The 15,766-nt window shown below is 26.5% G+C and carries 16 protein-coding genes and 3 tRNA genes; 13 read left to right on the forward strand and 6 right to left on the reverse strand.

Going from position 1 to position 15,766, the window contains the following annotated elements:
* Window positions 1-70 precede the first annotated feature (70 nt).
* On the forward strand, window positions 71-403 hold the full coding sequence (locus J3U20_RS06045) for a MerR family transcriptional regulator (protein WP_160542046.1): 333 nt from the start codon (window positions 71-73) through the stop codon (window positions 401-403).
* Between the two features lie 19 nt (window positions 404-422).
* Window positions 423-641, forward strand: a complete 219-nt coding sequence (locus J3U20_RS06050; protein ID WP_160542047.1) for a hypothetical protein — start codon at window positions 423-425, stop codon at window positions 639-641.
* A 122-nt stretch (window positions 642-763) separates the two neighbouring features.
* Here the strand turns inward: J3U20_RS06050 and J3U20_RS06055 are convergent, their stop codons facing one another.
* Complete coding sequence (locus J3U20_RS06055) at window positions 764-1,789, reverse strand: glycosyltransferase family 2 protein (protein WP_160542048.1); 1,026 nt, start codon at window positions 1,787-1,789, stop codon at window positions 764-766.
* Window positions 1,790-1,792: 3 nt separating this feature from the next.
* Window positions 1,793-2,746: a glycosyltransferase family 2 protein gene (locus J3U20_RS06060; protein ID WP_160542049.1), complete on the reverse strand. Its 954-nt coding sequence runs from the start codon at window positions 2,744-2,746 to the stop codon at window positions 1,793-1,795.
* 501 nt (window positions 2,747-3,247) lie between these two features.
* On the opposite strand from J3U20_RS06060, the gene J3U20_RS06065 reads away from it, so the two are divergent.
* Complete coding sequence (locus tag J3U20_RS06065; RefSeq protein WP_160542050.1) at window positions 3,248-3,808, forward strand: 1-acyl-sn-glycerol-3-phosphate acyltransferase; 561 nt, start codon at window positions 3,248-3,250, stop codon at window positions 3,806-3,808.
* 169 nt (window positions 3,809-3,977) lie between these two features.
* Window positions 3,978-4,115 carry a hypothetical protein gene (locus J3U20_RS06070; protein WP_160542051.1) on the forward strand — a complete coding sequence of 46 codons (138 nt, stop codon included), beginning with the start codon at window positions 3,978-3,980 and terminating at the stop codon, window positions 4,113-4,115.
* Between the two features lie 95 nt (window positions 4,116-4,210).
* Here J3U20_RS06070 and J3U20_RS06075 read toward each other — a convergent pair whose 3' ends face one another.
* Entirely contained in the window at window positions 4,211-4,909 is a 699-nt protein-coding gene (locus tag J3U20_RS06075; protein ID WP_160542052.1) for a hypothetical protein, read from the reverse strand.
* Between the two features lie 72 nt (window positions 4,910-4,981).
* Here J3U20_RS06075 and J3U20_RS06080 point away from each other — a divergent pair, with 72 nt between their 5' ends.
* Window positions 4,982-5,359, forward strand: a complete 378-nt coding sequence (locus tag J3U20_RS06080) for an RNA-binding S4 domain-containing protein (protein WP_105297909.1) — start codon at window positions 4,982-4,984, stop codon at window positions 5,357-5,359.
* Between the two features lie 13 nt (window positions 5,360-5,372).
* On the opposite strand, the gene J3U20_RS06085 is transcribed toward J3U20_RS06080, so the two are convergent.
* The gene (locus tag J3U20_RS06085; protein ID WP_160542053.1) at window positions 5,373-5,891 is read right to left on the reverse strand and encodes a shikimate kinase; all 519 of its coding nucleotides are present in this window, start codon (window positions 5,889-5,891) and stop codon (window positions 5,373-5,375) included.
* Window positions 5,892-6,005: 114 nt separating this feature from the next.
* Here J3U20_RS06085 and J3U20_RS06090 point away from each other — a divergent pair.
* The 3 genes from J3U20_RS06090 (at window position 6,006) to J3U20_RS06100 (ending at window position 6,309) form a co-directional block, all read left to right on the forward strand.
* Window positions 6,006-6,078 (forward strand) — tRNA-Lys (locus tag J3U20_RS06090).
* A 39-nt stretch (window positions 6,079-6,117) separates the two neighbouring features.
* Window positions 6,118-6,190 (forward strand) — tRNA-Lys (locus tag J3U20_RS06095).
* Window positions 6,191-6,236: 46 nt separating this feature from the next.
* A tRNA-Lys gene (locus tag J3U20_RS06100) sits at window positions 6,237-6,309 on the forward strand.
* A gap of 255 nt (window positions 6,310-6,564) precedes the next feature.
* Here J3U20_RS06100 and J3U20_RS06105 read toward each other — a convergent pair.
* Window positions 6,565-6,864, reverse strand: a complete 300-nt coding sequence (locus J3U20_RS06105) for a hypothetical protein (protein ID WP_255448165.1) — start codon at window positions 6,862-6,864, stop codon at window positions 6,565-6,567.
* 66 nt (window positions 6,865-6,930) lie between these two features.
* Window positions 6,931-7,065, reverse strand: coding sequence for a hypothetical protein (locus J3U20_RS06110; RefSeq protein WP_255448166.1), 135 nt, complete (start codon window positions 7,063-7,065; stop codon window positions 6,931-6,933).
* A gap of 157 nt (window positions 7,066-7,222) precedes the next feature.
* Between J3U20_RS06110 and J3U20_RS06115 the strand changes: the two genes are divergently transcribed.
* The 5 genes from J3U20_RS06115 to J3U20_RS06135 all read left to right on the forward strand — a co-directional run.
* Window positions 7,223-9,007: a T9SS type A sorting domain-containing protein gene (locus tag J3U20_RS06115; protein ID WP_160542054.1), complete on the forward strand. Its 1,785-nt coding sequence runs from the start codon at window positions 7,223-7,225 to the stop codon at window positions 9,005-9,007.
* Between the two features lie 318 nt (window positions 9,008-9,325).
* Window positions 9,326-10,939, forward strand: a complete 1,614-nt coding sequence (locus tag J3U20_RS06120) for a T9SS type A sorting domain-containing protein (RefSeq protein WP_160542055.1) — start codon at window positions 9,326-9,328, stop codon at window positions 10,937-10,939.
* 318 nt (window positions 10,940-11,257) lie between these two features.
* Window positions 11,258-12,931, forward strand: a complete 1,674-nt coding sequence (locus J3U20_RS06125; protein ID WP_160542056.1) for a T9SS type A sorting domain-containing protein — start codon at window positions 11,258-11,260, stop codon at window positions 12,929-12,931.
* Between the two features lie 309 nt (window positions 12,932-13,240).
* On the forward strand, window positions 13,241-14,851 hold the full coding sequence (locus tag J3U20_RS06130; protein WP_160542057.1) for a T9SS type A sorting domain-containing protein: 1,611 nt from the start codon (window positions 13,241-13,243) through the stop codon (window positions 14,849-14,851).
* Window positions 14,852-15,072: 221 nt separating this feature from the next.
* On the forward strand, window positions 15,073-15,766 hold a 694-nt coding region (locus J3U20_RS06135), incomplete at its 3' end, for a leucine-rich repeat domain-containing protein (RefSeq protein WP_185150428.1).

Raw genomic sequence — 15,766 nt, forward strand, 5'->3', positions numbered from 1 at the left:
ATTCTAAAAAAAGATTAATTTTTTAAACGAACAATAGTAAGTTGAATTAAAAAATCATTAGATTTGAATAATGAACGTACAACTTCCTGAAAAATTATATTATTCTATAGGCGAAGTAGCGCAGGCTTTTAATGTTAATACTTCACTTATAAGGTTTTGGGAAAAAGAATTTGATAGTATTTCACCCAAAAAGAATAAAAAAGGAGACCGTTTTTTTACCCCAAAAGATATTGAAAATTTAAAAATAATTTTTTATTTAGTAAAAGAAAAAGGATATACCTTAGAAGGAGCAAAAGTTGTTTTACAATCACAAAAAAATTTATCCAAAAAAGTTGAAATCATTGCTCGTTTAGAGTTAGTTAAGACAGAATTAATTAAGTTAAAAGAATTATTAGACGAATAAAAATTTAAATAAAGACAATATGAAATTACCTAAGTTTTTAATGGCAGACAATTCAGATTTTCCTGAAGATTTATTTGTTGTGCACACAGAGTATCCTAGATTTATATTAAATGTAAAAGAAGAGGATGTTGAATGGTTTGATGAATTGGAAGGAGACGAGGAAAAAGTTGATAATGAAGTAATTACATTGGTTCAACAAGCATTCGATTTTTGCGATTCTGAAATCGAAAAATATTGAAGATGATGAGGAGTAATGACCTCTTAGATTTATTATGATATTAAAAAAGTAAGCAGTAAATCACTGCTTATTTTTTTGCTCTTTGATTCGATGGGATTAATTTAATAAATGATATATTTTTTTTAATCATCAACAGCACACCCTTGAATTCTATATTGATTTTTAAATTTTTCTGACCATTTTTTCCATTCTTCCGGTTTTATTTTTTTGTTATTTTCATTTTTCAAAAATGATAGAATGTAATCTTCTGAGAAATCCTTAGGAAAATTTTGCATGGGATCAAATGCATCATTATACCATTTTTCATTAATTAAATAATTAAGTTGATTAACATCAAAATCAAATCCATAATTATGATAGGAATTGGTAGCAGAAGAATTAAACGTAGTTTTCATAACTTCATGATTTAATTGAGCGATCATGTTTTTGTGTTTATGTTTTCTAAAATACAGGGTTGCATTGTATAATTGTTTTTTTTCATCAACTTTTCCATTAATATTTTCCCAGGTTTTAAGCCAAAATTCTTTTTTATGAACACCCATAAGTATTGAAATTAATATCCAATATTTAGTTTTAGTAGTGTTAGATACCAAACCCAATTTATATAAAATACTAAAAAACTTATATTTATTATAAAAAAAACATTTCAGAATGAAAGGAGGGGCAGTAAAAAGATCCGGATAAATGGAAATTATATCGGAATTGATTTTATCATGTTTAAACTGATCAACAAAATTATTATTTCCTGACCAACCTAATTTGAGTAAGGATATATTTTCTTTTTTCATTACTTCATTGATTTCATTCACATTAATTTTTCTCGTAAACCAAACATCATCTTCCGTTATAATGAAATAATCTGAAGCTTCTTTTACTGAATTGACCCAAAGTTGAGTAGGAATTTTAAAGCCATTAATATCTTTTCCTGACTTTAAATTATCTTTAATTGCTTCTTCCTTTTCTATATAATTTTCAGATTTTATAATTTTAATGGACGGGTATTTTAATTTAATTTTATTTAGATATTTTTCAGGAGTTCCATCATCTAAAACTTTAATTGAATAAGTACCCACTACATATTTTTGGATACTGGCTAAGCATCTGTCCAAATAAAAGGGGCGGTTAAAAGATTTAATTAAAATATCCATAGTTTAAAGTTTAGAATAAATTTTACAAATGAGATTAAAAGTATTTCTATTTTTGGAAAATAGAGAATAAAGTATATAATCTAATGATATAGGATAATAGTTACGATATTTTTTTACTAAAAATTTTAATTGATTTGCATCTTTTCTGTAAAAACAAATTTTCATGGCATATAACAAATCTTTTTTACTAATTGGGTAATGAATATCTTCTATATTAATAAATGATTGTGGATTAAATGCATCATAACTGTCTTTACCATTACCAAGCCTTTCTTTATAAAATTCACGGGCTTTATTGATAAACAACCATTGCACTAGTCTGTTTTTGGTTTTTGAAAGTGAATGGTTGGTTTGTCTGTATGAGATTAAAGTATCAGGTAGATTTACAATTTTTTTACCTTCTGAAAATAACCGTAAAATGAGATCATAGTCTTCCGAATAAATCATTTTTTCTCGATAAAAAACTTTTTCATTTCTAAATAGTACAGAAGAATGATAGAATAAATTGTTTTTGAGAATATTTCTTTTTAATTCATGATAATCGGTTAAAGCTATAAAATTATTACAAATAGTATTGTTTTCATCAATTATATGAGCACTGCTGCCTATTAAAAATACATCCGGATTATTCTCCAGAAATTCAACTTGTTTTTCCAATCGTATGGGTAATGCAAGATCATCAGCATCTAATATGGCCAAATATTTACCTTTAGCATTTTCAATTCCGATATTACGGGATTTTATAACAAATAAGTTTTTATCGTTGTTAATAAGCTTGATTCGGGAATCTCTTTTACAAAATTCTTCTATAATTGATTGAGTTCTATCGGATGAGCCATCATTAATAACCAGCAATTCAAAATTAGCATACGTTTGATTGATTACCGATTCAATTGATGCAGATATATGTTTTTCTGCATTGTAAGCAGCCATAATAACCGATACCAAGGGAGTCATAAGTAAGATATATAAATACAAAAGTAAAATATTTTTAATTAATCCGTGTAAAGCGGCTTTTTTTAAGATAAAAAATTTTAGGAAGTGATTCTTACGTCAACTTACAGGTATCCGTAACGAAAAAATGTATGGGAGTAATTAAAAATATAAATAAAATTCCATTAAGATATTTATAATTAATTTGAGTTAAATTCAAAGAAAATTTTTAATTTAGCAAAAAATTTAGGGCGTTCATATATATAGTAGAGATTCTGATAATTAAAGCTCAGGTTTTTATAACAGTATGTAGAGCACCTGAATATAACTTTTTTTAGTTTAGTGTTTTAATTAATTCAGAAAAAAATAAATAGATCATGGTACAAATTCTCTTTAAGATGGTGTTAGTTATTATGGATTACATAATGTCAATGTTAAGTTAATTAGAAAATTATATACATGTGAAAAGTTCAGTTAATGTCAATTAACTGAACTTTTTAATTATTTTTAATAAGTAATCAAATTATGAAAAAATTACTAGGAAGGTTAATGCTGTTCGTTATGGGATGGAGATTTAAAAATGAAGTGCCTGTTAATGAATTAAGAAAATGCGTATTAATTTGTGCTCCCCATACCTCTAATTGGGATTTATATTATTGTTTAGCCAGTTTTTGGTGTTTAAAAATTCCTTATAAAGTAATGATTAAAGATGCTTATACCAAACCTTGGTATGGATTCTTTTTCAAAGCACTCGGATGTTTAGGAGTCGATCGAAGTCAATGGAATAATTTGGTTCAATATTCATCGGAACTAATTAAAAATTCCGATTCGATGGCTTTAATAAATACTCCGGAAGCCACTCGTTCCCGTGCCTTACGATGGAAAAAAGGTTTTTACTATATAGCCAAACAAGCGAATGTTCCTATTGCTCTAGCCTATGCCGATTATAAAAATAAAGTAACCGGTGTTTCCAAATTAATTTATATCGGCAATCAAACGATTGAAGAGATATTTGATCAAATAGAAGACTTTTATAAACCGGAAATGGCTAAATTTCCTGAAAACTATAATCCTAAGATTTATTAAATTAGATTATCTAAATTCTTAGACATTAAAAATATTTTTTTGACTTCTTATATTGCGGAGCAAGTCGGCAACTTTCAGATTATATTTGTAAAATCAGAATTCCGACAAGAATATTCTGTTTATAACTATTGCCTGTAATTTTGATGGATATATAACATATATCAACGTTATGGATGATCGTAATAAGACTCATGATCTGGATAATTGCACCGCATTAAAAGTTATTAATTTCAATGTCCTTCCGCATTATATAAAAGAACCTTTTAATGATTTTGTCCAGCAAATCTATATGATGTTTAGAGGATAACATAGAATTGTCCCTACCAATAATCAACAGAGCTTAATTGTTGATGACAATAATTATACGATTGTCTGAACAATACATTCAAACAATATATAAATTTAATTACACGTTTGATCTTGAGGACAAACTTTATACAATTCAAAATTTAAAATGAACGTAGCATCTTTACTGTTTATGTAATTGGATTCTCTACCGTATGCCAATCGAGAAGGCACGATAATTAAACCTTGTAATACATGGTAAAGGTCATTTTTAGATTTATTAGTTGGCTTGAAATCCTTTAAACCGTCAACAATACCTTTAATTACATAATAGTTTTCACTTTGAATCGTATCGTTTTTGGGCTTTTTATAAAAGAAAGGGTCTTCTTGTGCAACCCCTGAATTATCAATTGTGCTTGATGAAGTATTCAAGGTTGAATATCCATTACCTCCTTCAGTTGCAACAAAATATTTTAAAGAATAATGAATAAGTATATTGTTTTTACCGTCAGCTATATTGGAGGTGTTTATACCCTGATCTGCCTTCGGATTTTTAACGACCCAGTATCCTAAAGGAGATTTTATTGCATTTTTGCTCAAAGGCTCTTTATCATTTGGAGTAACCGAATCAGAAAATTTGGTTACTTTCCCAAGATCATCGAAATAATAGTTATTTAAAAAATTAACAATAGCCATATCATCAGCTGTATTTTGCTCGTCAACGGATAAGGTTGAGGCGTTATTATCATCGCTCCCACACGAAACAAAAAATAAAAGTGAAAAGATACAGGCGGCTAAAAGGGATTTTTTAATCATGTAAATAAAATATGTTAATTTAGTTGCTAATTTACGATTAAATTTAATTTTAAAGACCAATTTTTTCAACCAATGAGAATAGATAAATTTTTATGGTGTGTGCGTTTCTATAAAACGCGGGCAATTGCTACCGAAGAATGTAAAAAAAATCGAGTATTTTTAGATGATGCTCCCTTGAAACCTTCAAAAGAAATATTAGTTGGTGAAACGTATAAAATTAGAAAAAATCAGATTGACTATACGATCCAAGTTATACAAATTCCTCCCAATCGGGTAGGAGCAAAATTGGTTCCTTTATATATAAAAGACCTGACAGATCCTGAGCAGATTGAAATGATGAAATCAAGAACACAAACGCAAAACTATTACAGGCAAAAAGGATTAGGCAGGCCCACCAAAAAAGATAGGAGAGAATTAGACGATTATACTCTGGAATGGGAGGATGAATAAATACACTAAATGTTTAATTAGTATTTTTTAGAACGGCAATGATTTCATTGCTTATTTCTTCCGGAGTTTTTTGGTTAACCGCTATCTTATAAGCAGCCGACTCATAAAATGTTGAACGTTCAAATAAATGCTTGGCAATAAATTCCGGTAAAGATTCGTCTTCTAAATGCGCAATAAGAGGGCGGTGTTCTTTTTCTTTACTTAACCTTTTTGCTAATTCTGAGACATTCATTTTTAAATAGAAAGAGTAGCTTTTTTCTTTGATTTTATCCATGTTGCGATGATAAATAGGAGTACCTCCTCCTAAACTCAACACTATATTGTCACCGTTCAATAATTCATTCAGATAAAAATTTTCTTTTTTACGAAAATAAATTTCTCCATGGATTGAAAAAATTTCTTGAATAGACTTATTTTCTTGAGCTGAAATATACTCATCTAAATCAATAAAAGTTATGTTGAGAGATTTCGCAAGATATTTGCCAACAGTAGATTTACCACTTCCCATATAACCCAATAAAGAAATTATCATACGATCAGATTTTTTACAAATATCATATTTTTTTATCAAATATATTTGCATACCCAAAAAAAGTCATTATATTTGCACTCGCTAAACGAAAATGCTTAGCAAACACTAAATAAAGACCTGGTAGCTCAGTTGGTAGAGCACAACACTTTTAATGTTGGGGTCCTGGGTTCGAGCCCCAGCCAGGTCACAATCTATTCAAAGAATAGATTATATATACATTTAGGGAGACCTGGTAGCTCAGTTGGTAGAGCACAACACTTTTAATGTTGGGGTCCTGGGTTCGAGCCCCAGCCAGGTCACATTTTGAAAATTCGCGCTTGAGATTCTCAAGCTTTTCTTGTTTATGACTCCGTAGCTCAGTTGGTAGAGCAATTGACTCTTAATCAATGGGTCGAGAGTTCGAGCCTCTCCGGGGTCACTTAAAAATCAATGAGTTACAAATTTTTTGTAGCTCTTTTTATTTCACATACGTAAACAAACTAGAAACAACAACAGAAAAAAAAGTTCGACTTCAGTTCTAGTATTTATTTTATTCATTTATACTATTTCAATATTTTTTTAAATTAACGGCTAATAAGTTATTAAAAATATTGTTGGAAGTTTTTGTGCAAAAATTTTTGTCTTACTATTATCTAAAAATTTAACTTTATATTGTAAAAATTTATTGTTTGAATTATCTTCTGGTTTCTTGATCTAATAATTTAAGGAGGGTGGGAATTCTATAATTACCATGCATATTTTGAATACATTGAGAAGCTTCATTAAGTGAAATTCCGACAGAACTAATATATAAGGGCTTTTTACTTTCTCCTCTTGTTATTTCCTGAACAATAGATTTGCCGGTAGAAAAAGGATTTTTAGCTACCCCTATAATTGGAATTTTCTCTTCCAATGCATCAAATAAGTATTTACCCAATCCCGGCCGATGGGTGTCATCTAAATAAACGAAGCCGTCAACTATAATCTGACTCATATCTTTTAAATTTATTTGCTTCAATAACTCTAAAATACAAGGAAGCTCTCTTTTATAAAACATTCCCTATTCATATTCAGATACTTCATAAATATAAGTAGTAATTAAGTCATTAGGAATGGGTTGATCCCAGTTTTTAAATAGTATACCCACAACTTTTGCTCGGTTCAGATAGTAATAAACATCAATAGCAAGTTTCATTTTTATTTAATTTAATTTATTTCAAAAGTGATAAATTTTTTTAATTCAAAATAGAGGGTAAAATAATTAATAGGATAAATATTTATTTTTAAATAAGGTTAAAATAAAAATAAATATACTAAATTAGCATAATTAATATAAAATAATTAAAAATGTTATGAAAAAAAATCTACTTTTTATTTTATTTTGGTGTATCATAACTACACCACTGTTGGCAACCGTTGATATTTCAAAACAAGAAAATTACTTGAGAGGACATTTTGTAATATCCACAACCACCAATTACGACGCGATGGATGTATATGGAATATTGAATTTTTTTATGCAATATTCGGAAAGTGAAAAAAAATGGAATTATGAACTGGCGGGGTTAACCTGGGAAGAAATGGCTAAGGCTATTAATGGAAATCCGGAGGTTATTTTTACAAAATTATCCGGAAAATTTGGTTGGAAAAATATCAATAGTTTAAAAGTTTTAACTCAATTAAATTTAAACTACAAAAATTATAATGGAGTTTTCAATGGCAATTATTTTAAGAACTTAGAAACATTATATTGTACTGGCAATCGATTAACAACAATAGATGTAACTAAAAATGTTAATTTGAAGGGTTTATATTGTAATTCGAATCAATTAAAAATCTTAGATCTATCCAAAAATCTTAATTTAATTTATTTAAATTGTTCATCCAATCAGCTAATAACCTTGGATATATCTAAAAACGTTAATTTGAAAGAATTATATGGTTATTCCAATAAGCTAAAGACCTTGGATGTGTCTAAAAATGTTAATTTAATGCTTTTAAATATTTATTCCAATCAACTAACCACCTTGGATGTATCTAAAAATGTTAATTTATTTGTTTTAAAGTGTTTTTCGAATCAATTAACCACCTTGGATGTCTCTAAAAATGTTAATTTGTATAGTTTAAATTGTAATTCCAATCAATTAACAACTTTAGATGTATCTAAAAATAGTAAACTAACATTTTTAGATTGTTATTCCAATAAGCTAAAAGCCTTAGATGTTTCTAAAAATGTTAATTTGACAGAATTATATTGTAATTCCAATCAATTAACCACCTTGGATGTCTCTAAAAATGTTAATTTAAAAATTTTAAATTGTAATTTGAATCAATTAACAACCTTAGATGTATCTAAAAATGTTAATTTAACAACATTAAATTGTTATTCGAATCAATTTACAAATTTAGATGTCTCTAAAAATGTTAATTTAATATACTTATATTTTAGTGATAATAAGATAGCTCAATTGCTGGTTCCAAAAGTTCATAAGATAAGTGAATTAAGTGGAATTAATAACAATTTAAAGTTATCCACCTTAAAAGGAAATTTTCTTACAATTAAATCTTTAACATTAAACCCACAAGCAACGCTTCAAGGAGGAGTTAAAGGTATTTTTGAAGTGTTGGATTTATCATCAGAATATACTATCGATGGAAAATATACTACTTATACCTGGTATGATAAAACAACTCAACAAGAAGTCGGCGCCTATGCACTAAAAGGTAAATTTTATGCCGGTCCGGAAAATGCAGGCAAAACTTTGATCTGTAAGATGAAAAATGAATTATTTCCAAACTTTGTTTTAGAATATGAAGTAAAGATAAAAAATACCGTATCATTTGCATCAAGAAATATAAAAGAAAACTTACCGGAAGAATTTGTATGGGTAGGTCCTCAAGAAAATGAAACAGAATCAATACAACTATTTCCAAATCCGGTAATAGATAGATTAAAAATAGAAACTACAGCAAAAGTAACCTCGGCAAGTGTTTACAATTATGCAGGAAAAGAAGTTAAAAGATATCCAAGGATAATAAATAATGAATTGGATTTACAAGATTTATCTGCGGGAATTTATATCGTAAATATAGATACCGAAATAGGAACATTATCCAAAAAAATTATAAAAAAATAATTTAAACAAAAATAAAGTAAAAAAACCTGCTTTTTTAGCAGGTTTTTTTTTGTACGAATTAAAATATCATTTATATAAAAAAAACTATATTCAAATTTGCTCCAATCAGTTGAAAGTTTTTTTTATGAATCTAATATTAACAGTTATGCTATGCGTTATTCATATTTTGATTCAATGAATAATTATGGGATAAATTGATTTTTAACGTTTAAATAATTGTAATAGTTTATTGTAAAAAAATAATATTTTATTTTTTAATAAATTGTAAATTCATTTAAATATATTATATTAGCATAAAATATAAAAATTAACAATATTATGAAAAAAAATCTATTATTTATTTTGGCGTTCATGTTTGTAAGTGCCACTATACCGGCTAAAGAATTAATTTTGGATAAAAAAGATTACATTGTAAATAACAATGTGGTCTCCTCGGTTTCAAAATATAATCCAAGAGATGTCTATGGAATATTAAATTTTCTAATGCAATATTCTGAAGAAACAAAAAAATGGAATTATGAGAAACTAGGGTTGAACTGGAAAGATATTTATAACACTTTAATGGGTAGACCCGAAATTTTGATTAATAAATTATCATCATATTTCGAATGGGAAGAGCGCAATGGTCTTAAAGTTGTAACTAGAATTCATTTAGATAATAATGTTGATGAAGAAAAGAAATTAACCGGAAATTTTAACGGAAAATATTTTATGTATCTAAAGTTTTTATACATTCAGGGTAATAAATTAACCTCCTTAGATGTATCAAAAAATCCATTTCTTATAGTTTTAAATTGTGGATATAATCAAATTAATACGTTAAAAATATCTAATAACAGTAAAATAATTTCTATTAATTGTAATAATAATAAACTTACATTTTTAGATGTATCTAATAATATATATTTACAAGAGTTGTTCTGTAATAATAATAAACTTACCAATTTAAATTTATCAAACACAAAAGGATTACAATATTTATATTGTCACGAAAATAATTTAAAAGCTTTAGATGTGTCCGATTGTTTAAATTTAAGTATACTTAATTGTAATGAAAATCAATTAACTTCAATAGATGTATCTAAAAATTTTCATTTATTTAGATTATATTGTTCCAACAATAGTATATCAACTTTGGATTTATCTAATAATTCAATTTTATATGAATTAAGCTGTGATAACAATCAATTGCCTAAACTAGATTTATTCAATAATTATAATTTAAGAGATTTAAATTGCTCTTATAATAAATTAACTAGTTTAGATGTAACAATGGATGATATAGAAAGAGTATCTTGTTCTCATAATCTATTGAAGTATTCAACTTTTGATATTAATACTAAAGGCTTAATATATCTTAATTTAACACCTCAGGAAACAACCCAAGGAGGAAGTAAAAGTTTTTATGAGATTATAGATTTATCTTCGGACTTCAAGTCTAAAAATGGGGGACAAACCTATTATTCCTGGTATGATAAAGCAACCGGTTTGCCGGTAACTATGTATGCCTATAATGGGCGATTTATAGCGGGTTCGAAAAATGCGGGAAAAACATTGATATGTAAGATGATAGGAGGTCCCAGATTCGGGACTTTTGAATTAGAATATGAAGTAACGATACAAAAAATTTCACCTTTTTCAGCCAAAAGTTCATTAAGTACCATACCGGAAAATTTTAAACTCATAGGAGGGCTAGAAAATGAACCAGAATCAATACAACTATTTCCAAATCCGGTAATAGATATATTAAAAATAAATACAGCAGCAAAAGTAACATCAGTGAGTGTTTACAATTATGCAGGAAAAGAAGTTAAAAGATATCCAAGGGTAATAAATAATGAATTGGATTTACAAGATTTGCCTTCAGGAATTTATATCGTGAATATAGATACCGAAATAGGAACATTATCCAAAAAAATTATAAAAAAATAATTTAAACTAAAATAAAGTAAAAAAACCTGCTAAAGAGCAGGTTTTTTTTTGTCCGAATAAAAGTATCATTTATATAAAAAAAACTATATTCAAATTTGCTCCAATCAGTTGAAAGTTTTTTTTATGAATCTAACTTTAACAGTTATACTATGCAATATTCATATTTTGATTCAATGAATAATTATGGGATAAATAGATTTTTAACGTTTAAATAATTGTAATAGTTTATTGTAAAAAAAATAATATTTTATTTTTAAATAAATCATATATTCATTTAAATATACTATATTAGCATAAAATATAAAAATTAATAATATTATGAAAAAAAATCTATTATTTATTTTGGCGTTCATGTCTGTAAGTGCCACTATGCCGGCTAAAGAATTAATTCTGGATAAAAAAGATTACATTGTAAATTATAATGTGGTTTCTTCAGTTTCAAAATATAATCCAATGGATGTCTATGGAATATTAAATTTTCTAATGCAATATTCTCAAGAAACAAAAAAATGGAATTATGAGAAACTAGGATTGAACTGGAATGATATTTATAACGCTTTATTGGGTAGATCCGATAATTTGATTGATAAATTATCATCAAATTTCATATGGGAAGAGCGCAATGGTTTTAAAGTCTTAACCAGTATTAAATTAAAAAATATTGATGAAGAAAAGAAATTAACCGGAAATTTTAACGGAAAATATTTTATACATTTAGAGTATTTGTATATTCAGGGTAATGAATTAACCTCCATAGATGTATCAAAAAATCCATTTCTTGTAGTTTTAAATTGTGAATATAATCAAATTAATACATTAAAAATATCTAATAATGGTAAACTAAAGTCTATTGAATGTAATAATAATAAACTTACATTTTTAGATGTATCTAATAATATATATTTACAAAAGTTAATCTGTGATAATAATCAACTTACCAATTTAAATTTATCAAACACAAAAAGATTAGGATTTTTACATTGTAACGGAAATAATTTAAAAGCTTTAGATGTATCCGATTGTTCAAATTTAGATGTACTTAATTGTAATGAAAATCAATTAACTTCAATAGATGTAACTAAAAATTTAAAATTAACTAGATTAGATTGTTCCAACAATAGTATATCAACTTTGGATTTATCTAATAATTTAATTTTATATAAATTAAGCTGTGATTATAATCAATTGTCTAAACTAGATTTATCTAAAAATTATTATTTATATGAATTAAGCTGTGATAACAATCAATTGCCTAAATTAGATTTATCCAATAATTATAGATTAAGAGAATTAAGATGCTCTTATAATAAATTAGCTAGTTTAGATGTAACAATGGATAATATAGCAAGTGTAATTTGTTCTCATAATCTATTGAAGTATTCAACTTTTGATATTAATACTAAAGGCTTAATATATCTTAGAGTATCACCTCAGGAAACAACCCAAGGAGGAAGTAAAAGTTTTTATGAGATTATAGATTTATCTTCGGACTTCAAGTCTAAAAATGGGGGACAAACCTATTATTCCTGGTATGATAAAGCAACCGGTTTGCCGGTAACTATGTATGCCTATAATGGGCGATTTATAGCGGGTTCGAAAAATGCGGGAAAAACATTGATTTGTAAGATGAGTGGAGGTCCCAGATTCAGAGGTTTTGAATTAGAGTATGAAGTAACTATACAAAAAATTTTACCTTTTTCTGCCAAAAGTTTAATAAGTACCCTACCGGAAAATTTTAAACTCATAGGAGGGCAAGAAAATGAAACAGAATCAATACAACTAACACCAAATCCGGTAATAGATATATTAAAAATAAATACTGCAGCAAAAGTAACCTCGGCAAGTGTTTACAATTATGCAGGAAAAGAAGTTAAAAGATATCCAAGAGTAATAAATAATGAATTGGATTTACAAAATTTATCTGCGGGAATTTATATAGTGAATCTTGCAACCGATCAGGGAATACTTTCTAAGAAAATTATTAAAAAGTAAATTAAAATAATAAAAGAACCTGCTTAAGAGCAGGTTTTTTTTGTCCGAATAAAAGTATCATTTATATAAAAAAAACTATATTATAATTTTCTCCAATCAGTTGAAAGTTTTTTTATGAATCTATCTTTAACAGCTATACTATGCAATATTCATATTTTGATTCAATGAATAATCATGGGATAAATAGATTTTTTAATGTTTAAATAATTGTAATAGTTTATTGTAAAAAAATAATATTTTATTTTTTAATAAATTATATATTCATTTAAATATACTATATTAGCATAAAATATTAAAATTAATAATATTATGAAAAAAAATCTATTATTTATTTTGGCGTTCATGTTTGTAAGTGCCACTATACCGGCTAAAGAATTATTTTTGGATAAAAAAGATTATATTGTAAATAACAATATGGTTTCTTCAGTTACAAAATATAATCCAATAGATGTCTATGGAATATTAAATTTTCTAATGCAATATTCTCAAGAAACAAAAAAATGGAATTATGAGAAACTAGGGTTGAACTGGAAAGATATTTATAACACTTTAATGGGTAGACCTGAAATTTTGATTAATAAATTATCATCAAAATTCATATGGGAAGAGCGCAATGGTCATAAAGTTGTAACTAAAATTTATATAGATATTGTTTATGAAGAAAAGAAATTAACAGGAGATTTTAACGGAAAATATTTTAAGTATCTAGAGTATTTGTTTGTTGGGGGTAATAAATTAACCTCCTTAGATGTATCAAAAAATCCATTTCTTATAGTTTTAAATTGTGGATATAATCAAATTAATACGTTAAAAGTATGTAATAATGGTAAACTAAGTTATATTGATTGTAATAATAATAAACTTACATTTTTAGATGTATCTAATAATAAAAATTTATCAACATTACACTGCTATAATAATAAACTTACCAATTTAAATTTATCAAACACAAAAGGATTACAATATTTATATTGTCACGAAAATAATTTAAAAGCTTTAGATGTGTCCGATTGTTTAAATTTAGGTGTACTTAATTGTAATGAAAATCAATTAACTTCAATAGATGTATCTAAAAATTTTTATTTATCTAGATTATATTGTTCCAACAATAGTATATCAACTTTGGATTTATCTAATAATTCAAATTTATATGAATTAAGCTGTGATAACAATCAATTGCCTAAACTAGATTTATTCAATAATTATCGTTTAAGAGATTTAAATTGCTCTTATAATAAATTAACTAGTTTAGATGTAACAATGGATAATATAAAAAAAGTATCTTGTTCTCATAATCTATTGAAGTATTCAACTTTTGATATTAATACTAAAGGCTTAATATATCTTAAAATATCACCTCAGGAAACAACCCAAGGAGGAAGTAAAAGTTTTTATGAGATTATAGATTTATCTTCGGACTTCAAGTCTAAAAATGGGGGGCAAACCTATTATTCCTGGTATGATAAAGCAACCGGTTTGCCGGTAACTATGTATGCCTATAATGGGCGATTTATAGCGGGTTCGAAGAATGCGGGAAAAACATTGATATGTAAGATGAGAGGAGGTCCCAGATTCGGGACTTTTGAATTAGAATATGAAGTAACGATACAAAAAATTTTACCTTTTTCAGCCAAAAGTTTAATAAGTACCATACCGGAAAATTTTAAACTCATAGGAGGGTTAGAAAATGAAACAGAATCAATACAACTAACTCCTAATCCGGTAATAGATATATTAAAAATAAATACAGCAGCAAAAGTAACATCAGTGAGTGTTTACAATTATGCAGGAAAAGAAGTTAAAAGATATCCAAGGGTAATAAATAACGAATTGGATTTGCAAGATTTGCCTTCAGGAATTTATATCGTAAATATAGATACCGAAATAGGAACATTATCCAAAAAAATTATAAAAAAATAATTTAAACTAAAATAAAGTAAAAAAAACCTGCTAAAGAGCAGGTTTTTTTTATGTGAAAAATAGTGGGTTTGATATTGAAAGCGATAAATTTATTATTAAAAATAGGATTTAGTAAAATAATATATAGAATAAATAATTAACTATTTATTTTTAAATAAAATTAAAATATAAATAAATATATTAAATTAGCATATGTAAATAATAAATAATAAAAAAATGTTATGAAAAAAAATCTACTTTTTATTTTGTTGTGGTGTTTTATAACCACACCACTGTTGGCAACCGTTGATATTTCTAAACAAGAAAATTACTTGAGGGAGCATTTTGAATCATCCACCACCAATTATGATGCGATGGATGTATATGGAATATTGAATTTTTTTATGCAATATTCGGAAAGTGAAAAAAAATGGAATTATGAACTGGTGGGGTTAACCTGGGAAGAAATGGCTAAGGCTATTAATGGTAATCCTGAGGTTATTTTTACAAAATTATCCGGAATATTAACATGGAAAACTAGCAATAATTTTAAAGTTTTAACTCGATTAAACTTAAGCTACAAAAAATTTAATGGAGTTTTTGATGGAAAATTTTTTAAGAATTTAGAATCTTTATATTGTGATGGGAATAACTTAACAGCTTTGGATGTATCTAAAAATGTTAATTTGACTTATTTAAATTGTTCATCCAATCAGTTAACAACCTTGGATATATCTAAAAATGTTAATTTGAAACAATTAAGATGTCACTACAATAAGCTAAAGGCTTTGGGTGTTTCTAAAAATGTTAATTTGACTTATTTAAGTTGTTCATCCAATCAGTTAACAACCTTGGATGTATCTAAAAATGTTAATTTGACTTATTTAAATTGTTCATCCAATCAGTTAACAACCTTGGATATATCTAAAAATGTTA

This window comes from Apibacter sp. B3919 (assembly GCF_026537405.1).
Lineage (GTDB): Bacteria > Bacteroidota > Bacteroidia > Flavobacteriales > Weeksellaceae > Apibacter.